General features: G+C 39.9%; 20 protein-coding genes. All 20 read left to right on the top strand.

From position 1 onward, the window contains the following. Positions 1 to 65: 65 nt before the first annotated feature. The 20 genes from Q5760_RS24520 (at position 66) to Q5760_RS24425 (ending at position 19,577) form a co-directional block, all read left to right on the top strand. Positions 66 to 2,315 carry a S8 family serine peptidase gene (locus tag Q5760_RS24520; protein WP_428910105.1) on the top strand — a complete coding sequence of 750 codons (2,250 nt, stop codon included), beginning with the start codon at positions 66 to 68 and terminating at the stop codon, positions 2,313 to 2,315. A gap of 501 nt (positions 2,316 to 2,816) precedes the next feature. Next, complete coding sequence (locus tag Q5760_RS24515) at positions 2,817 to 3,188, top strand: ATP synthase subunit I (RefSeq protein ID WP_428910104.1); 372 nt, start codon at positions 2,817 to 2,819, stop codon at positions 3,186 to 3,188. Positions 3,189 to 3,216: 28 nt separating this feature from the next. Then, positions 3,217 to 3,927, top strand: a complete 711-nt coding sequence (gene atpB / locus Q5760_RS24510; protein ID WP_428910103.1) for a F0F1 ATP synthase subunit A — start codon at positions 3,217 to 3,219, stop codon at positions 3,925 to 3,927. Between the two features lie 66 nt (positions 3,928 to 3,993). Then, complete coding sequence (atpE, locus tag Q5760_RS24505) at positions 3,994 to 4,206, top strand: F0F1 ATP synthase subunit C (protein ID WP_428910102.1); 213 nt, start codon at positions 3,994 to 3,996, stop codon at positions 4,204 to 4,206. 131 nt (positions 4,207 to 4,337) lie between these two features. After that, positions 4,338 to 4,856 (top strand): F0F1 ATP synthase subunit B, encoded by a 519-nt coding sequence (locus Q5760_RS24500; protein WP_428910101.1) that lies wholly within the window; start codon positions 4,338 to 4,340, stop codon positions 4,854 to 4,856. Beyond that, positions 4,853 to 5,389, top strand: coding sequence for a F0F1 ATP synthase subunit delta (locus Q5760_RS24495; RefSeq protein ID WP_428910100.1), 537 nt, complete (start codon positions 4,853 to 4,855; stop codon positions 5,387 to 5,389). The genes Q5760_RS24500 and Q5760_RS24495 overlap by 4 nt, the downstream gene beginning before the upstream one ends. 22 nt (positions 5,390 to 5,411) lie before the next feature. Next, entirely contained in the window at positions 5,412 to 6,920 is a 1,509-nt protein-coding gene (atpA, locus tag Q5760_RS24490; protein WP_428910099.1) for a F0F1 ATP synthase subunit alpha, read from the top strand. 126 nt (positions 6,921 to 7,046) lie between these two features. Next, complete coding sequence (locus Q5760_RS24485; RefSeq protein ID WP_428910098.1) at positions 7,047 to 7,910, top strand: F0F1 ATP synthase subunit gamma; 864 nt, start codon at positions 7,047 to 7,049, stop codon at positions 7,908 to 7,910. A gap of 274 nt (positions 7,911 to 8,184) precedes the next feature. Further along, positions 8,185 to 9,597 (top strand): F0F1 ATP synthase subunit beta, encoded by a 1,413-nt coding sequence (gene atpD / locus Q5760_RS24480; RefSeq protein ID WP_428910097.1) that lies wholly within the window; start codon positions 8,185 to 8,187, stop codon positions 9,595 to 9,597. A 22-nt stretch (positions 9,598 to 9,619) separates the two neighbouring features. Beyond that, positions 9,620 to 10,027, top strand: a complete 408-nt coding sequence (locus tag Q5760_RS24475) for a F0F1 ATP synthase subunit epsilon (protein WP_428910096.1) — start codon at positions 9,620 to 9,622, stop codon at positions 10,025 to 10,027. A 625-nt stretch (positions 10,028 to 10,652) separates the two neighbouring features. Then, positions 10,653 to 11,027 (top strand): NADH-quinone oxidoreductase subunit A, encoded by a 375-nt coding sequence (locus Q5760_RS24470; protein ID WP_428910095.1) that lies wholly within the window; start codon positions 10,653 to 10,655, stop codon positions 11,025 to 11,027. Beyond that, on the top strand, positions 11,018 to 11,530 hold the full coding sequence (locus tag Q5760_RS24465; RefSeq protein WP_428910094.1) for a NuoB/complex I 20 kDa subunit family protein: 513 nt from the start codon (positions 11,018 to 11,020) through the stop codon (positions 11,528 to 11,530). The genes Q5760_RS24470 and Q5760_RS24465 overlap by 10 nt, the downstream gene beginning before the upstream one ends. Before the next feature lies 1 nt (position 11,531). Then, on the top strand, positions 11,532 to 12,566 hold the full coding sequence (locus Q5760_RS24460; protein ID WP_428910093.1) for an NADH-quinone oxidoreductase subunit C: 1,035 nt from the start codon (positions 11,532 to 11,534) through the stop codon (positions 12,564 to 12,566). 2 nt (positions 12,567 to 12,568) lie between these two features. Further along, positions 12,569 to 13,669 carry an NADH-quinone oxidoreductase subunit D gene (locus Q5760_RS24455; protein WP_428910092.1) on the top strand — a complete coding sequence of 367 codons (1,101 nt, stop codon included), beginning with the start codon at positions 12,569 to 12,571 and terminating at the stop codon, positions 13,667 to 13,669. Continuing rightward, positions 13,666 to 14,670, top strand: coding sequence for an NADH-quinone oxidoreductase subunit NuoH (gene nuoH, locus Q5760_RS24450; RefSeq protein ID WP_428912682.1), 1,005 nt, complete (start codon positions 13,666 to 13,668; stop codon positions 14,668 to 14,670). Before Q5760_RS24455 ends, nuoH begins: the two co-directional genes overlap by 4 nt. Before the next feature lie 173 nt (positions 14,671 to 14,843). Beyond that, on the top strand, positions 14,844 to 15,266 hold the full coding sequence (gene nuoI / locus Q5760_RS24445) for an NADH-quinone oxidoreductase subunit NuoI (RefSeq protein WP_428912681.1): 423 nt from the start codon (positions 14,844 to 14,846) through the stop codon (positions 15,264 to 15,266). Beyond that, on the top strand, positions 15,266 to 15,784 hold the full coding sequence (locus tag Q5760_RS24440) for an NADH-quinone oxidoreductase subunit J (RefSeq protein WP_428912680.1): 519 nt from the start codon (positions 15,266 to 15,268) through the stop codon (positions 15,782 to 15,784). The genes nuoI and Q5760_RS24440 overlap by 1 nt, the downstream gene beginning before the upstream one ends. Then, positions 15,781 to 16,095 (top strand): NADH-quinone oxidoreductase subunit NuoK, encoded by a 315-nt coding sequence (nuoK, locus tag Q5760_RS24435; RefSeq protein ID WP_428910091.1) that lies wholly within the window; start codon positions 15,781 to 15,783, stop codon positions 16,093 to 16,095. Before Q5760_RS24440 ends, nuoK begins: the two co-directional genes overlap by 4 nt. Before the next feature lie 138 nt (positions 16,096 to 16,233). Continuing rightward, entirely contained in the window at positions 16,234 to 18,087 is a 1,854-nt protein-coding gene (nuoL, locus tag Q5760_RS24430) for an NADH-quinone oxidoreductase subunit L (protein ID WP_428910090.1), read from the top strand. Beyond that, on the top strand, positions 18,087 to 19,577 hold the full coding sequence (locus Q5760_RS24425; protein WP_428910089.1) for an NADH-quinone oxidoreductase subunit M: 1,491 nt from the start codon (positions 18,087 to 18,089) through the stop codon (positions 19,575 to 19,577). Before nuoL ends, Q5760_RS24425 begins: the two co-directional genes overlap by 1 nt. Positions 19,578 to 19,579 lie beyond the last annotated feature (2 nt).

The raw sequence follows: 19,579 nt of genomic DNA, 5'->3' as shown, positions 1-19,579 counted from the left end.
ACTCATCCCTCTGCATACAAACCACCCCCAGAGAAAAACATAAGAGAAAAGAGGGGGATTGGATGATGTTAAAAAAATGGTACATTTGCTTACTTATCTTTCTTGTTTCCGCACAGATTGTTTCTGCAGCGCCAGTGTCCGATCTTAAATCACCTCCATTACCATCTGAAAATCAGCGTTCTGAACAAACCGCTATATTTATGACCCCAAAGGATTTAACTCAACAAGAATTAATTGAAATAAAGGAAACCTACCCTGATATCAAGATCAGACAACAATTTCAATATGCTCTCAAAGGTTTTTCTGCAAAAGGACCTTTTACAAGTCTTGAAAAGTTGGCGAAGGAAATACCTATGACGAAACTGTCGGTTGTCAATCAATACAAATCGATGAATCTCTTTCAGTCTAGGGACAATTTAGACATAATTGGAGCACAAGAGGTTAGAGGAATGTTTGATTCCAAACATCAACGTCTGACAGGGAAAGGGGTCAAAATTGGTGTCATTGACACAGGCGTCGATTACCGGCATGAGGATTTAAGAAGAAATTATGGTGGAGGCCGAGATTTAGTAGATGGGGATGCAGACCCAATGGAGACGATGGATACAAAAGGATTGGGAACCTTCCATGGGACTCATGTCGCAGGAGTCATTGCTGCGAACGGACGTATGATGGGGGTGGCACCTGAGGCTACGATTATTGGATATCGTGCCCTTGGACCAGGGGGAATGGGGACAACTGAACAAGTGGTAGCAGCTATTGAACAAGCGATTAAAGATAAAATAGATATAATAAACTTATCACTTGGCAATAATGTGAATGGTCCAGACTTGCCCTTGAGTGTTGCGCTTAATAATGCCGTCGATCATGGAGTCATTGCAGTGACATCGTCGGGGAATTCGGGTCCAAACATCTGGACGGTAGGTTCACCGGGAACGGCATCCAAAGCGATTTCAGTAGGGGCTTCAACGCCTACAATGGAAATTCCATATATTGAAATAGGAGGAGAACGCATTCGCCTCCATCCTTTACAAGGAACAATTCCTTGGGATTTAGATCGCTCCTATGAACTAGTAGATGGTGGGATCGGAAAAAAGGAACAATTAACACAGATAGAGGGAAAGATTGTTTTAATGGAAAGAGGGGAATTAACTTTTTCAGAAAAGGTAAGCAATGCTGAAAACGCCGGAGCCAAAGCAGTGATTATTTATAACAATACACAGGGTCCATTAATGGGAAACTTAACGCAAACAAGTCCGATTCCTGTCATGAGTATTACGAAAAAAGATGGACAAAAGCTAAAGAAGCAGCTAGAAAAAGAAGTCACGCTGATAAAAACAATAATAAATGAAGAAAAAGATACCTTAGCAGATTTCAGTTCAAGAGGACCTGTTACAGCTACATGGGAGGTCAAACCTGACATATTGGCTCCAGGTGTAGCCATTAACAGTACAATTCCAGGCGGATATTTACCCCTTCAAGGTACCAGTATGGCGGCACCACATGTGGCAGGTGCATGTGCTTTGCTTAAACAGGCACACCCAGATTGGGGACCTGAGAAAATAAAAGCGGCCCTGATGAATTACGCCAAGCCTCTTTATAACGAGAAAGGGGAGTTATACAGAACCTATGAACAAGGCGCGGGTCGTATTCAACTTCAAGAGTCTCTAGAAGCGGAAGCGCTTGTTTATCCATCTTCACTAAAGTTTGGTAAGTTCAAAATGATAAACGAGAATCATGAACACCAACAAACCATTACAATTGAAAATACATCACAAAAGCCGAAAAAAATAGCTATTCAAATCCCTAAAAAGCATAAAGGAATTACATGGCATGTGCCTATGCCATTTGAAATTCCAGCAGGTGAAAAAAAAGTGGTGAAAATACAAATGACAGCAGAACCAGCACAATTAACCGACAAGATTTATGACGGAAACATTATAATAGAAAGCGATGGGATACCGCTACACCTGCCTTATTTATTTGTGTTAGAGGAGCCAGATTACCCACGAGTGATGGGATTTGACTTTGGTGCTAGCGATCATCCGGGAAATTATCGTTATGAAGTCTACCTTCCGGGTGGTGCAGAGGAATTTGGTGTAGCCCTTTTTCACCCAGATACCTATCAATTTGTACAATTTTTAGATTGGAAGCGAAATGTTGATAAGGGACTAATACAGGAGGAAATTTCTGCTGATTCTCTTCCGGAACAAGGAATGTATGTAGCAATGGTTTTTGCTAGAAAGGCGGATCAGGAGGATAGGGTTGAAACCATTGTTCAAATTCCATCTCACGTAGAATCTCCAAGCAAATAATAGGGAGTCTTCCTCCTTTAATATGTTGTATAAAAGAGGAGGAGGAACCCCGTTGTTGTAATATAGCAATATAGGTTTTGTAAATTTGAAAATTTTGTGAACAAATTGAATAAAGATGTGACATTTGTTCGTTTTCGGCAAAAAGTACGTTGACATGACTGTAAGTCTATTGTATTCTATCATAGGATAATATGGAAAGGTTTACAAATATTTTATTATTCAGCTTTTTAAATCTTTCTTGATAATGTTATTTCAAAAAAACGATGTAGTATCGTTATTTATCTGACAATTGCTACAATTAACAAAATCGCTAGAAATGATTGTCAATTTTTACATTTATTGTTTATAATAATTGAGATGGTACAGTTAGCGGCCTTAATTGTTTAGAAAACGGCAATATTGATAAGAACGCTTTACCTTCAAAAACAGCAAATGCTGACAAAAGTTGCTGAATTGTGTAAGTACTTGTATTGCAATTCACATAGGAGAATTAATAGTGTAATGCCAGAATATAGAAGCATGTTTTCCCGAGTAAGATCATACATATTTTACTTATTAGCTGCATTTGTACTTGGTTGGGGATTTACATCCTATCAGGATGTGTTTTTGGGTCTTATCCTTGGTACAAGCCTGAGTCTGTTTAATTTGTGGCTTTTAGTAAGGAGAATGGATCGTTTTAGCAAACAATTTGATAAAGGAAAGGTTGTTAAATCGTTAGGTTTTTTCTCAAGAGTAGCAACTGCAATTCTTGGAGTTCTAATTGCGATGGAATATCCTCAGTATTTTCATCTAATTGGTGTGGTTATAGGATTAATGATAGCTTATGTTGTCATTATGATAGATTTTTTTATAGAAAACAAGAACTACATATAATTAATAGTAAAAGTGAGGTGAATTATAAATGGATCATGGAGCTCCTATGGTGGAATTTCTAGGTTTAACTTTTAACTTATCAAATGTCCTCATGATAACTGTAGCAAGTTTAATTGTGTTCATCATAGCTTTAGTATGCACGAGAAACTTAGCTATGAAACCTACAGGAATGCAAAATTTTCTTGAATGGGTTATGGATTTTGTAAAAGGTATTATTCGAAGCAGCATGGATTGGAAAGAAGGGGGACACTTCCATGTATTGGGTATAACCCTGATTATGTATATATTTATTTCTAACTTATTAGGTCTCCCATTTGCAATCACTTATAATGGAGAACTCTGGTGGAAATCCCCAACAGCAGACCCAACCGTTACGCTAACACTAGCAGCAACGGTGATGGCACTCGCTCATTATTATGGAATTAAACAAAGGGGATTTAAACATTATGTGAAAGGATTTGTAACTCCTTTTTCGTTTATGTTACCCATCAAGTTAGTGGAGGAATTTTCTAATACATTAACATTAGGTCTTCGTTTATACGGAAATATTTATGCAGGTGAAGTATTACTCGCCTTATTAGCAGGCGGTTTAGCGACAGGTGTTGGTGGAACCATTGCAGCCATCATTCCAACAATTGCATGGCAAGGCTTCTCAACATTCATGGGTGCTATCCAGGCTTATATTTTCACATTGTTATCAATGGTCTACCTTTCTCACAAAGTAAGTCAAGACCATTAATATAGCTGTTCATAATATGAACATTAAATGAAAAATAATGATATTATCTCAAGGAGGAATTTAATAATGGGTCCAATAGCAGCAGCAATTGCAGTAGGATTAGCAGCACTAGGTGCAGGTATCGGTAACGGTTTAATCGTATCACGTACAGTTGAGGGGATGGCTCGTCAACCAGAAGCAAAAGGTATGCTTCAAGGAACTATGATTTTAGGGGTAGCGTTCGTTGAGGCGATTCCTATCATGGCCGTAGTTATTGCGTTTATGGTAGTTGGTCGTTAATTGAACTGATAGAATTTAATGGCGAAGAATCGTTAAGAGCCTTCGCCTTTCCTTTATGCAAATATTGAATGTAATCCGTAAGAACGAAAATAGATAAAGCTAGAAACATGTTTGAAGGGAGTGAACCGAACGTGTTAAGTAATCATTTTGTATTAGGCGCATCAACTGGCTTTAACAGTGGAGACGCTATATTCCAATTAGTGATGTTTATTATATTACTAGCGGTCATTAAGAAGTTTGCATGGGGTCCTTTAATGGGGATGATGAAGCAACGTGAAGAATTTGTCGCTAGTGAAATTGAAAACGCTGAAAAAAGCCGTAAGGAAGCAGCAGATTATTTAGAACAACAACGTGCATTATTAAAAGAAGCACGGAGTGAAGCACAAGGGTTAATTGAGAATGCGAAAAAACAAGCGGAAGTCCAACGCGAGGAAATAATTGTATCTGCACGTTCTGAAGCAAATCGTTTGAAAGAAAGTGCCAAACTTGAAATTGAACAACAGAAGGAACAGGCTGTTGCTGCAATCAAAGAACAGGTTACTTCTTTATCGGTATTAATTGCTTCTAAGGTAATCGAAAAAGAGTTAAGTGAAAAAGACCAAGAGAAGTTTATTAACGATTATATTCAAGAGGTAGGAGAGAAGCGATGAGTAGTCCGGCAATTGCAAACCGCTACGCGTTCGCACTTTTCCAGGTTGCTAAAGAACAAAAGCTTCTTGATCAATTAGAAGATGAGCTTCGTGTAGTGCGAGAAGTATTCAACCAAAACAAAGACTTCAACACTTTACTATCATCTCCAAAGCTATCAAAAGATAAGAAGAAACAGCTATTTCAGAATGTTTTTTCAAAGGCAAATCCATTTTTACAGAATACGTTTAAGTTATTAGTGGATCGCGGAAGAGAAGGACTAATTGCTCAAATAGCAGATCACTTTATTGGATTGGCTGATTCGGAAAAAGGGATTGCTGAGGCAACAGTTACCTCTACACGTCCTTTAACAGAAGAGGAAACGAAAGCACTTTCTGTAGCATTTGCTAAAAAGTTAAATAAAAAAGATCTTCGGATTGAAAATAAAGTGGATTCCAACTTGCTCGGAGGTATTAAACTTCGTATCGGGAACCGTATTTATGACGGTAGTCTCAAGGGAAAGCTAGAGCGCTTGGAACGCCAATTGTTACGTTAAGTAGTAGATAGGGGTGAAACTCATGGGCATTAAAGCTGAAGAAATTAGTGCACTGATAAAACAGCAAATCGAAAATTATCAGTCAGACATTCAAGTAAATGATATTGGAACAGTTATCGAAGTCGGTGACGGAATTGCTCGTGCTCATGGTCTTGATAATGCCATGGCTGGAGAGTTACTTGAATTTTCAAATGGCGTTATGGGTTTAGCACAAAACCTAGAAGAAAATAACGTCGGTATTGTTATTTTAGGTCCATATTCAGAAATTCGTGAAGGTGATGAAGTTCGTCGTACGGGAAGAATCATGGAGGTACCTGTAGGGGATGAATTAATCGGTCGTGTTGTAAATCCTCTTGGACAACCAGTTGATGGATTAGGTCCAATTCAAACTTCAAAAACTCGTCCAATCGAATATTTAGCACCAGGTGTAATGGATCGTAAATCGGTTCATGAGCCATTACAAACAGGGATTAAAGCGATTGATGCCTTAGTTCCAATTGGTCGTGGACAACGTGAATTAATTATTGGTGACCGTCAAACAGGGAAAACTTCTGTAGCAATTGACGCCATTATTAACCAAAAAGATCAAGATATGATTTGTATTTATGTTGCGATTGGTCAAAAAGAATCAACCGTACGTAACGTAGTTGAAACACTTCGTAAAAACGGTGCATTGGATTACACAATCGTAGTTACGGCATCTGCATCAGAACCAGCTCCATTATTATACTTATCACCATATGCTGGTGTTGCCATGGCGGAAGAGTTCATGTATAGCGGAAAACACGTTTTAATCGTATATGATGATTTAACAAAACAAGCATCTGCATATCGTGAATTATCCCTATTACTTCGCCGTCCTCCAGGTCGTGAAGCATATCCAGGGGATGTATTCTACTTACACTCACGTCTACTAGAGCGTGCAGCAAAATTAAGTGATGCAAAGGGTGCTGGGTCAATTACAGCATTACCTTTTATTGAAACACAAGCAGGGGATGTTTCTGCTTATATCCCAACAAACGTTATTTCCATCACAGATGGACAAATCTTCTTACAATCAGACTTGTTCTTCTCAGGTGTACGTCCTGCGATCAACGCTGGTTTATCAGTATCTCGTGTTGGTGGATCTGCTCAAATCAAAGCGATGAAAAAGGTAGCCGGAACCCTACGTCTTGACCTTGCTTCATACCGCGAACTTGAAGCATTTGCTCAGTTTGGCTCAGATTTAGATGCATCAACTAAAGCAAAACTTGAACGTGGAGCTCGAACAGTTGAAGTACTAAAACAAGATCTGAACAAGCCACTTAAAGTTGAAAAGCAAGTTGCCATTCTTTATGCTTTAACACGTGGCTTCTTAGATGATATTCCAGTTCACGATATTCGTCGTTTCGAAGCAGAATATTTATCATGGTTAGATACGAACAAGAAAGAACTTCTTGACCATATCGCAACCACAAAAGAATTGCCAGCAGACGAAGATTTCTCAGCTGCTATTAATGAATTTAAGAAAACATTTGTTGTTTCGGAATAAAGACACTGAGTTCCTAAATTAGAAGGGTTTTGTTATGCTCTTCGAATGGCACAAAGTGGGATGGAAATCTATTTTTATTAGCAAGATAGACCTGCCTGAAAAGGTGAATCAAGGTGGTGAAAACCTGTGGCATCTTTACGCGACATAAAAAAGCGAATTAACTCAACAAAAAAGATGAGTCAAATTACGAAGGCAATGCAGATGGTATCAGCAGCGAAAATGAACCGAGCTGAACTTAATGCCAAGTCCTTTGTTCCTTATATGGAGAAAATTCAAGAAGTAACAACCTCTGTTGCTAAAAATGCGGAGGATTCAGATCATCCAATGTTAAAATCACGTCCAGTAAAGAAAACTGGTTATATCGTGATTACGGCCGATCGTGGTCTGGCTGGATCTTATAATAGTAACGTTTTACGAGAAGTTTACAGAACCATTCAACAACGCCATAAATCCAATGATGAATTTGTCATTATTGCATTAGGTCGTGTTGGACGTGACTTCTTTGTGAAAAAAGGGATGAATGTCATTCTTGACATTATTGGTTTACACGATCAGCCTGCTTTTACAGATATTAAAGATTTTACGAGCAAAACAGTAGACATGTTTGCTGATGGAACTTTTGATGAACTCTACATCTATTATAGCCATTATGTAAATGCAATTAAATACGATGTAACAGAGCAAAAGATACTTCCGTTTACTGATTTGAGCACTGGCGGCGGTGGATTGACAAACTCCTATGAGTACGAACCATCAGCTCAAGCCATTTTAGAAGTATTATTACCACAATACGCGGAAAGCTTGATCTACGGTGCTGTACTAGATAGTAAGGCAAGTGAGCATGCGGCACGGATGACAGCAATGAAGAGTGCTACGGATAATGCAAATGATATTATTCGAAATCTAGATTTGAGTTACAATCGGGCGCGCCAAGCTGCTATTACTCAGGAGATTACAGAAATTGTAGGCGGAGCTTCTGCTCTCGAATAAAAGAAGAGATGATATCTCGATACTTAAAAATAGTCTAGCTCCTGCGTCTGTCTCATTCACTGTTAACCAGATGTTTGAGTGACGTCACGTTGACGTCAGCGACAATGGAGCCTTTAGGCACTTTTTCAAAGAATGATCTAGCTGTAGCGCCTCCCCCCTCGAGGTCTCAAGTCATTCCGTCAAGAAGTTTAAAGTGTAACCTTCTGACGGCTCGTCTAGTGCTGGTTGGGGATTGGCAAGGTGCTTTCGCTTTAAAATGATAGGAGGGAAAAGTATGAGCAAAGGACGCGTTGTTCAAGTTATGGGTCCGGTTGTTGACGTGAAGTTTGAGAGCGGTCAACTTCCAAGACTAAATAACGCTTTGAAAATCGCTCATCGTGAAGAAAATGTTGAGATTAACTTAACATTAGAAGTTGCTCTTCATTTAGGTGATGATACGGTTCGTACCATTGCGATGTCTTCAACAGATGGACTGACTCGTGGCATTGAAGCAACTGACACAGGTGCCCCTATTTCAGTACCAGTTGGAAATGTCACATTAGGACGTGTATTTAATGTATTAGGTGATACGATTGACCTTGGGGATGAAATTCCTGCAAGTGAACGTCGTGACCCAATTCATAGAGAAGCACCAAAGTTTGAAGAATTATCTACAGAAGTTGAAATTCTTGAAACTGGAATTAAAGTAGTAGACTTACTAGCTCCATATATTAAAGGTGGAAAAATTGGTCTATTCGGTGGTGCAGGGGTAGGTAAAACTGTACTAATCCAAGAATTGATCAATAACATTGCTCAAGAACACAGCGGTATTTCCGTATTCGCTGGTGTAGGAGAGCGTACTCGTGAAGGAAATGACCTTTATTGGGAAATGACGGATTCTGGCGTTATTAAACAAACAGCCATGGTATTCGGACAAATGAACGAGCCTCCTGGTGCACGTATGCGTGTTGCTCTAACAGGATTAACAATGGCTGAATATTTCCGTGATGAACAAGGGCAAGACGTGTTATTGTTCATCGATAATATCTTCCGTTTCACACAAGCAGGTTCAGAAGTATCAGCCCTTTTAGGTCGTATGCCTTCTGCCGTTGGATATCAGCCAACACTTGCTACAGAAATGGGACGTTTACAAGAACGTATTACATCAACTAACAAAGGTTCTGTTACATCGATTCAAGCGATTTATGTACCTGCCGATGACTATACGGACCCGGCTCCAGCTACAACTTTCGCTCACTTAGATGCAACAACGAACCTTGAGCGTAAGCTTTCTGAGATGGGTATTTACCCTGCGGTGGACCCACTTGCATCTACTTCTCGTGCCCTTTCTCCTGAAATCGTTGGGGAAGAACACTATGAAGTAGCTCGTCAAGTTCAACAAACACTACAAAAATATCGTGAACTTCAAGATATTATTGCGATGTTAGGGATGGACGAGCTATCCGATGAAGATAAATTAGTCGTTGCTCGTGCACGCCGTATTCAAAACTTCTTATCACAAAACTTCCACGTTGCGGAACAATTTACTGGACAACCAGGATCATATGTACCAGTTAAAGAAACTGTAAAAGGATTCAAAGAAATCCTTGCAGGTAAATATGATCATATTCCAGAAGATGCATTCCGTCTAGTAGGAAGAATTGAAGAAGTAATTGAAAAAGCAAAAGGTATGGGCGCAGAAGTATAATTTCGGACCAGGAGGGTAAAAAATGAAGACGATGAAAGTCAGTGTTGTTACTCCCGATGGACCGGTTCATGAGTCTGAAGTGGAAATGGTTAGTACAAAAGCCCAAAGTGGAGAGCTTGGAGTCTTGCCTGGCCATATTCCGATGGTAGCACCGCTTGCAATCGGAGCTGTTCGCCTGAAAAATGGGGGTAAAACAGATTTCGTTGCGGTTACCGGTGGCTTTTTAGAAGTTCGTCCGGACCAAGTAACCATTTTAGCACAAGCTGCTGAAAAAGCAGTTGATATTGACGTTGATCGTGCACTACGTGCAAAAGAACGTGCCGAACAACGCTTAAATGAAAGTAAGCAATCAGCTATTGATTTCAAACGTGCTGAACTTGCCTTACGACGAGCAGTTAACCGTATAAATGTATCAAAAGGTGACTTTTAATAGTAAACCTCCTTCATGTTGAAGGAGGTTTTTTTGTGATCAGGTAATTAGGATGATTTGATTGCTAAAACGGACAGGGTAGAGTGAACAGTCAAACAACGAGTCCGATATAAAGGCTGTCAAACGGGGGATGGCGGATGAAGTTGGCTATGAACCCGAATTCAATACTCAACCGGATAAGTACAACATTAAAAGTTAAATTGGATTCCGAAAAATAATCATCCGGATTGATTTGTTCGTTAGGTATATAAAAAATGAAACAGGCTCCTTCTCGTAAGGAGCTTTCCCTATAGTATTTCCCAGGGAAATACTATAGGGAGTCAGAGGGTGAATTTTCTGTTATTCATTAATTGAAGTTTCAAAGATTTAAAGATTAAAATGCCCTGTATTATAAACTTGAAATATTATTTTACCCTAAAGAAATCCAACTACTGGTCATGAAAAAGCCTTTTTTGAATATGGTTTAATAGGTGATTAAAACCATTCTTAAACTAAAAACTTTTTTGAAAAGCCTGAATTTAAAAACTAGTACATCGACACCATTTATTTACAGTGTTATAATGGAATCGGTTGCAAATGATTCAGTTTTTAAAACATTTAGAATAGACATAAAGGAGGCTAAAAAATGGATCTTCTTCATATGTATCAAAATAGTTATATCATTGTAGCAATATTTCTAGGTTTGGGAGTGATCTTACCGATTGTTGCCCTGTTCTTTGGGAAATTATTGCGGCCTCATAAACCAGATGAAATCAAATATTCAACTTATGAAAGTGGAATTGAGCCATTCGGTGATTCAAGAGTACAGTTCCATGTTCGCTATTTTATATTTGGCCTAATGTTCCTTATCTTTGATGTGGAAACGATATTTCTATACCCGTGGGCTGTTGCTTATGAAAAACTCGGAATATTCGCCCTAATTGAAATGCTGATATTTGTTATCATGCTTGTGATTGGTCTTATATATGCTTGGAAAAAGAAGGTGTTGAAATGGAACTAAACATGGATAATCTCACAGAGGCAGAGGTTGCGGAATTAAAAAGAAATGTTTTTATGGCAACACTAGATCAAATTAAGGCATGGGCTAGAAGTAATTCTCTATGGCCGATGACATTTGGACTTGCTTGTTGTGCAATTGAAATGATGGGAGTTGGTGGTGCCCATTATGATTTCGACCGATTCGGTTCTATATTCAGAACGTCACCTCGTCACTCAGATGTGATGATCGTTTCTGGTACGGTTACGAAGAAAATGGCTCCGATTGTAAAACGTCTATATGATCAAATGCCAGAGCCAAAATGGGTGATTGCCATGGGTTCCTGTGCGACAGCTGGTGGACCTTATGTGAAATCTTATGCCGTTGTCAAGGGCGTAGACCAAGTTGTTCCTGTTGATGTATACATACCAGGCTGCCCACCAAACCCAGCAGCTTTGATTTATGGAGTAAATAAATTAAAAGAGAAAATCCGCTATGAGGCAAAAACCGGGAAGAAGGTGATGTAACATGAGCGGGGAGAAAGACATAGAACAATTGAAAAAAGAGGCTGCTGCAAAGGCAAAAGCGGAGGCTCAAGCGAAAAAGATGGCAGAAGAACAAGATATGGCGGAAAAGCCAGAAGAGGATATTGATATAGCGAAGAAAAAGGCAGCGGCTGCAGCTAAAGCAAAGGCAGCAGCTCTAGCGAAAAAGAAAGCACAGGAAGCTGAAATATCGAGTTCCGCTGCAGGAGATGATTTAGCGAAACAAAAAGCAGCAGCAGCTGCAAAGGCGAAAGCTGCAGCATTAGCAAAAAAGGAAGCGCAGGAACAAAGTGGGAACTCAATGGATGAAGAGGCGAAGAGGAAAGCCGCTGCCGCAGCGAAGGCCAAAGCCGCCGCACTAGCGAAGAAAAAGGCAAAGGAACAAGCAGAAGCTGATGGTTCATCTAACGGGGATGATAAGGCAAAGGCGGTAGCAGCTGCAAAAGCCAAAGCCGCTGCCGCAGCAAAAGCTAAAGCAGCAGCAGTGAAGGCTGCTGGAGGTGCTGCTAAAGCAACTGAGATTGAAGAAAAGCCATCTAAAAACCAACCGTTATTAGATAAATATATCAAAGTGATACAGGAGCATCTTGGGAAAGAGGTAATAGAAGAAAGCTATATTAATAGATTATCTAAGGAAGTCCCTACTCTTATCATAAAAAAAGAAGCTTACTATAAAGTAGCCCAATTCCTTAAACACAATGAGCAATTAGGTTTTGACTATTTATCAGAGCTTCATGGAACTGATTTTCAGGACTACATGGAGTTATATGTATATCTTTATTCATTTCGTAACAATCAAGCGGTTGCCATCAAGGTTAAACTCGATCCTGACCAACCTGAGATCGATTCCATCGTGCCGCTATGGGCTGGTGCCAACTGGCCGGAATGTGAAGCGTATGACTTACTTGGGATTACCTTTACGGGACATCCCAACCTCCACCGTATCATGCTCGGGGAAAAATGGATCGGTCACCCGCTTCGAAAAGACTACGAGGACCAGAATGAGCTGGAGGTGTGACGATGCTTCGGACAGAAGAAATGCTATTAAACGTAGGACCCCAACATCCTAGTACACATGGTGTGTTTCGGGTCGTCTTAAAAATAGACGGGGAAATTATTAAAGAAGCAAAGCCGGTGATTGGCTATTTACATCGTGGTACTGAAAAGTTAGCAGAAAATCTCAATTTTACACAGATTATTCCTTACACAGACCGGATGGATTACCTTTCAGCGATGACGAATAATTATGTCATCTGCCATGCGGTTGAAACGATGATTGGAGCTGAAATTCCTGAACGAGCTGAATATTTACGGGTTATCACGATGGAATTAGGTCGTGTAGCTAGCCACCTTGTTTGGTGGGGGACGTATCTACTGGATTTAGGGGCCACTAGTCCATTCATTTATGCCTTTCGAGACCGTGAAATGATTATCAATCTATTAAATGAAATTTCAGGTGGACGTTTAACCTTTAATTATATGCGTGTCGGCGGTGTAAAATGGGATGCACCAGAGGGTTGGATTGAAAAGGTAAAAGAATTTATCCCTTATATGAGAGAACAGATCCAAGGGTATCATCAATTGGTCACAGGAAATGAAATCTTCCTAAACCGTGTCAAAGGGGTCGGCACCTATACAAAAGAGGAGGCGCTCCAATACTCATTAAGTGGAGCCAACCTCCGTTGTACAGGCGTCAAGTGGGATTTGCGCAAAAATGAGCCTTACTCCATCTATGATCGATTTGATTTTGATGTACCCGTTCAACAAGGAGGCGACGCTTGGGCGCGTTATCAAGTTCGTATTGCGGAGATGGAGGAATCTCTTAAAATTCTTGAACAGGCGGTTGAACAGTTTCCAAAAGACGGCCCTATCTTAGGAAAAGTACCGAAGATCATTAAACCACCACAGGGTGAAACTTATGTTCGAATTGAGTCACCACGTGGGGAAATTGGGTGTTATATTGCTAGTGATGGAAAAAAGGAGCCCTATCGACTCAAATTTAGAAGACCTTCATTCTATAACCTTCAGATTCTCGAAAAACTATTAGTTGGAGAAAATATCTCTAATTTAATTGTCATTTTAGGTGCCATTGATATTGTTTTAGGGGAGGTAGATGGCTGATGGAGGGGCTTTTACAAAGCAGTCCAAGTCTTTCAAACGTAGGAATCTTCTTTTTACTAGCAACAACTTTCCTGTTTGGGGTACTGGGATTTGTTACTTATGCCGTTTTGGCTGAGCGTAAGGTTATGGGGTATATGCAACTTCGTCATGGACCGAATCAGCTTGGAAAATGGGGACTTTTTCAAACAGTTGCGGACGTCCTAAAGCTTTTATTAAAAGAAGATACGATTCCAAAGCTTGCGGATCGACCCTTATTTATTTTAGCACCGATTATCGCCTTTGCTCCATCTTTTATGGTATTGGCTGTTATTCCCTTTACCGATAAGTTTCAGTTTGCTGATATTGGAGTCGGGTTACTTTACTATATTGCCATTTCAGGTCTAACGACACTAGGAATTGTAACGGGAGGATGGGCATCTAACAATAAATATGCCTTACTCGGTGCCATGCGGGCTGCTGCTCAAATGGTATCCTATGAAATTCCACTAGTCATGTCTGTCGTGGGCGTTATCCTGCTAACGGGTAGTATGAATTTAAATGATATTGTCGTGGCACAAGAAAATGGTTGGTATATTCTTTTGCAACCCATCGCGTTTGTCGTCTTCTTTATTGCAGCAGTAGCTGAATTAAACCGTGTACCATTTGATTTGCCAGAATCAGAGTCAGAGCTTGTGGCTGGTTATCACGTTGAATATTCTGGCTTTCGTTATGCCTTCTTTATGTTGAGTGAATATACGTACATGTTTGCTATGTCTGCACTCATTACTGTCCTGTTTTTAGGTGGGTGGTTGCCACTGCCATTTTTAGGCTTTATCCCAGGTGGTGTATGGTTTGCATTAAAGTTTAGTTTGATCCTTTTTATTCTTTTATGGCTCCGTGTGACGTTTCCACGTGTCCGTCCAGATCAGTTAATGGAATTTGGATGGAAGGTCTTGTTGCCAGTGGCTTTAGCTAATATTTTCATAACAGCTTTAATAAAAGAACTGGTGGGTCTTTTTTAAAATTATTTAGTATAAGTTTTTAAATTTAGATTAGTGTCTAGCTCCAGCGCCTACCCCCTCGAGGTCACAAGCCAATCCGTCAAGAAGATTAAAGAGCAATCTTCATGCCGGCTCGTCTTGTGCTAGTCGGGAGTGAGCAAGGCGCTTGCGCATTTCTAAAAAGAGGTGATGACATGCTTGGATTAATGAAGGGTTTAGGTTATACCTTGAAAAATTTAACACGTGAAAAAGTGACCTATGATTACCCAAATGAGCCGCTTCCACTGCCAGATCGATTTCGTGGCATTCAGAAGTTTTATCCAGATTTATGCATTGTTTGTAATCAATGTGTCAATGTTTGCCCTACTGATTGTATTACATTAACAGGGAAAAAGAATCCAGATCCTGAAGCAAAAGTCAAAAAGGTGATAGACACATATAATATCAATTTTGAAATTTGTATTTTGTGTGACTTATGTACAGAGGTTTGTCCGACAGAAGCGATTATTATGACAAATAATTTTGAGTTAGCGGAATACAGTCGCGACAAACTCTTCAAAGATATAGAATGGCTTGATCAAAATGATCAAAATGTACGGCAGGTGAATAAGCCATGATGTCCGGAGAATTTATAGTCTTTATCGTACTTGCGATTATTGCTTTATTGGGTGGTGTACTTCTTCTAAATTTAACGAAAGTCGTTCACATGGTATTGGCACTTGTCGCTACGTTTATCAGCATTGCGGGTATCTATATTTTACTTTCGGCAGAATTTCTAGCAGTCGTTCAGATTCTTATTTATTCTGGGGCCATCACGATCATCATGCTGTTTGGGATTATGCTTACCCGTCATGATGATAAGGTCGTTAATACAGGTGGGTGGTTAAGAAAAACCATTCTGTTACTTGGTGTCATAGGGTTTGGTGTGGTTGTCTACTTAGGAATCTATAACTTAGAATTTCCGCAAGCAGCTGAAAGTACACTTCATATCAACAATACGGAACAAATTGGGATGGCATTGTATGCCAAGTACATCATTCCATTTGAATTAACCTCTGTCATCCTTTTAGTTGCGTTAATAGGCGCCATTATTCTTGCCAAAAAGGATGATGAGAGAGGAGTGGATCAGGAATGAGTTCAGTACCAATTTCAGCCTACCTCGCACTAGCCTTGATTCTTTTTTGTATTGGATTATACGGAGCTTTAACAAAACGCAATACCGTAATTGTTTTAATCTCCATTGAGTTAATGTTGAATGCCGTTAATATCAATCTAGTTGCTTTTAGTAAATTAGGTTTTGCCCCTTCCATTGATGGTCAAATTTTTGCTTTGTTCATGATGGCGGTTGCGGCAGCAGAGGCAGCGGTTGGATTAGCCATCTTGATTGCTCTTTATCGTAATCGTAAAACCGTTCATATTGATGAAATGGATACGATGAAACACTGATCCGTACAGGTATCAGATTCTAAGAAAATTTTTGCAAAAAGGAAACCTCATTGAAGGAGACCAGTCCTACCCATTCCAAATATTATTGGATGGAATGTATAGGGTCTTCATCAAAAAAGACATAAGGGGGGTCTAACATTGATAGAGAATGCATGGGTCATACCGTTGTTTCCATTGCTATCGTTTCTCGTGCTGATCACGTTCGGAAGGCGATTTAAAGAGTCTAGTTTCAAGATTGGCATTTTCCTTACATTATTATCATTCATTTTTTCCGTTGTCGTGTTGTTTGAACGCTTTACATCATCAACCTATAAAGCGGAAGCCCTTTGGTTGGAAGTCGGATCTACTCAGTTGACGGTCGGTATGGAAGTGAATCAATTAAATGCTTTAATGCTTGTAATCGTATCTCTCGTCAGTTTCTTAGTACATACCTACTCTGCAGGATATATGAAAGGGGACGACCGTCTTTCTGTCTATTACGCCTATTTAGGATTGTTTACATTTGCAATGCTCGGTCTTGTCCTTTCTCCTAATTTATTGCAAACGTATATTTTCTGGGAATTAGTAGGGCTTGGGTCCTTTTTATTAATTGGATTTTATTTTTATAAAGAAGAAGCGAAGCGGGCTGCTAAGAAAGCCTTTATTATGACCCGAATTGGTGACGTCGGGTTACTAATTGGGATGATTCTATTATTCTGGGAAGTTGGTAGTTTTGAATATGAGGCTATTTTCCAAGCTGTACGGGATGGGGTTATTTCAGAAGGCATGCTTACGTTAACAGCCATTTTAATTTTCATTGGGGCTGTTGGAAAATCAGGTCAGTTTCCGCTCCACACTTGGCTTCCTGATGCCATGGAGGGACCAACTCCGGTCTCGGCACTTATTCATGCTGCTACGATGGTTGCAGCAGGAGTCTATTTGGTGGCTGCTTTGTTCCCACTCTTTGAAGCGAGTGAAGCAGCGTTATTGACGGTTGCCATCGTCGGAGCTGTTACGGCTATTTTTGCGGCAACGATTGCTCTTGTTCAGACAGATATTAAAAGAGTACTAGCGTATTCAACCGTTAGTCAACTTGGTTATATGATGCTTGCGCTTGGTTCTGCAGGGTATGTCGCCGGCGTCTTTCACTTAACGACACATGCTTTTTTCAAAGCACTCTTATTCTTAGCAGCAGGAAGTGTGATTCATGCTGTTCATACACAGGATATTGAGAAAATGGGGGGCTTATGGAAAAAGCTTCCGAAGACCGGAGTTCTCTTTTTAATTGGTACGATGGCAATTAGTGGAGTGCCATTATTATCAGGGTTTTTTAGTAAAGATGAGATTCTTATTTCTGCATGGAATGCAGAGAACCCTGTGTTATTTGTTTTAGCGATGATTACAGCCTTCTTAACGGCGTTCTATATGTTTAGATTGTTCTTTATGGTTTTTATGGGAGAGTCAAGAGCGGATCACCAGGAGGAGGTCCATGAGTCTCCAACGATTATGACGTTACCGATGACGGTACTTGCGATTCTGACAATTGTTGCAGGTTATATCAACACTCCTTGGTTTGGGACTTTTCTAGGAGATTGGTTGACCGATGGACATGGTCATGTAGAAGGACCGGTTTGGATTATGCTCGTGGCAACGATTCTGTCGCTTCTAGGAATCTGTTTAGCTTGGCTCATATATGGCAAACAATCACTTTCTCGTGATTGGCTGACAAGCAAAACATCTGTTGCCTATGGCATTTTATACAATAAATATTTTGTAGATGAGATCTATCAATACAGTGTTGTTGCAGGTGTCAAGGTTTTTAGCCTGTTTCTGAAATATGTGGAATGGTTTATTGTTCAAGGAATGGCTGAAGTCATTAGAGGAACAGTTCAGGGACTTGGTAAATTAGGATCTAAATGGCAAAACGGACAGATCCAAGTTTACGGAACAGTTGCTTTTGTTGGCTTGGCACTGCTTGTGGTCATCTATGCTTTAACAGGGGGGAATTTATAATGAATCTATTATCCATTCTAGTCCTTTCCCCTTTACTTGGTATGCTGATTCTCTTGTTTATTCCTAAACGAGAGGGAAAGCTTTTGAAGGTAATAGGTGTGTTGGCGACACTGCCGGCATTGTTCATTTCGTTGATTCTCTTTTTTCAATATCGATCAGGAGTAGATTTGAAAAAGTTTGATGTGAGTCATGAGTGGTTCTCCTTTAAAAATTCGATTCAATTTGGGGATTTATTTTCCATCCGCTATGAACTAGGGATTGACGGATTATCGCTTGTACTCTTACTACTAACAACAATTATCGCAACATTGGCTGCAATAGCATCCATCAAAATTATAACGGAATGGAAAGGCTATTTTCTTCTATTCTTATTATTGGAAATTGGAATGTTAGGTGTATTTGCCGCTGAAAACTTTATTTTGTTCTTCTTATTTTTCGAAATAACCTTAATCTCTGCCTTTTTTCTTATTGGAAAATGGGGATCCGATGAAAGGGAAAAGGCGGCATACAGTTTTCTTATTTATAACGGACTGGGTTCAGCGATTTTATTGATTGTGATTATTGTTTTATTTGCCCAAACGGGAACAGCTAATTTTGCAGCTTTACAAGAGATGATCACATCAGGTGCAGTTTCGGAATCCTTACAATTTGGGCTTTTTATCGCTCTATTGGTGGCTTTCGGATTTAAAATGCCGATCGTGCCGCTTCATAGTTGGATGGTTCGCGTCCACGTTCAGGCGCCGCCAGCGGTTGTAATGATTCACGCAGGAATTTTATTAAAAATAGGGGCATACGGTTTAATCCGATTTAATCTCGGATTGTTTCCGCAACAGGCTGAGAACTTTGCTGTGCTTCTAGCTGTTCTTGGTGTGATCAATTTGTTATACGGCGCATTTTTAGCGCTTGTCCAAACGGACTTTAAAATGGTTCTCGCCTATTCGTCTGTTTCCCATATGGGAATTGTGCTAATCGGTTTAGGAGCATTAAACGAAGCGGGAATTCAAGGAGCGATTTTTCAAACGATCTCACACGGATTAATTTCAGCACTTTTATTTTTCTTGGTTGGTGTATTTTATGAAAGAACCGATACGTCTGAAATTCCTAAATTGGGTGGAATGGCAAAGGCAATGCCACTTACAGCTGGCTTTTTACTAGTGGGTGTTATGGCGTCACTTGGTTTACCCGGAATGTCGGGGTTTGTTAGTGAATTTATGGCGTTCCTTGGTTTATTTAGAGAAATACCTTGGCTTGCAGCGGTTGGAGCGATTGGGATTATTATGACGGCGGTTTATTTACTTCGAGCTGTCCTTGGCGTCACATATGGGAAAGCCAATCGTGAATGGGCCGGTGTTACAGATCTCCATGGAGTCGAATTCGTACCTGTTATTGTATTGACTGTTTTGATTATAGCAATTGGAGTCTATCCAAATCTATTGGCTAGTCCGCTACAAGCAACCGTAGAACTGATTACACTGAAGGTAGGAGGGTGATG

It is taken from the genome of Niallia sp. Kr1 (assembly GCF_050389805.1).
Taxonomy (GTDB): Bacteria; Bacillota; Bacilli; order Bacillales; family Cytobacillaceae; genus Bacillus_BD.
Note: the sequence above shows the minus strand (reverse complement) of the source record. Positions and strands in the feature narration are given on the sequence as shown.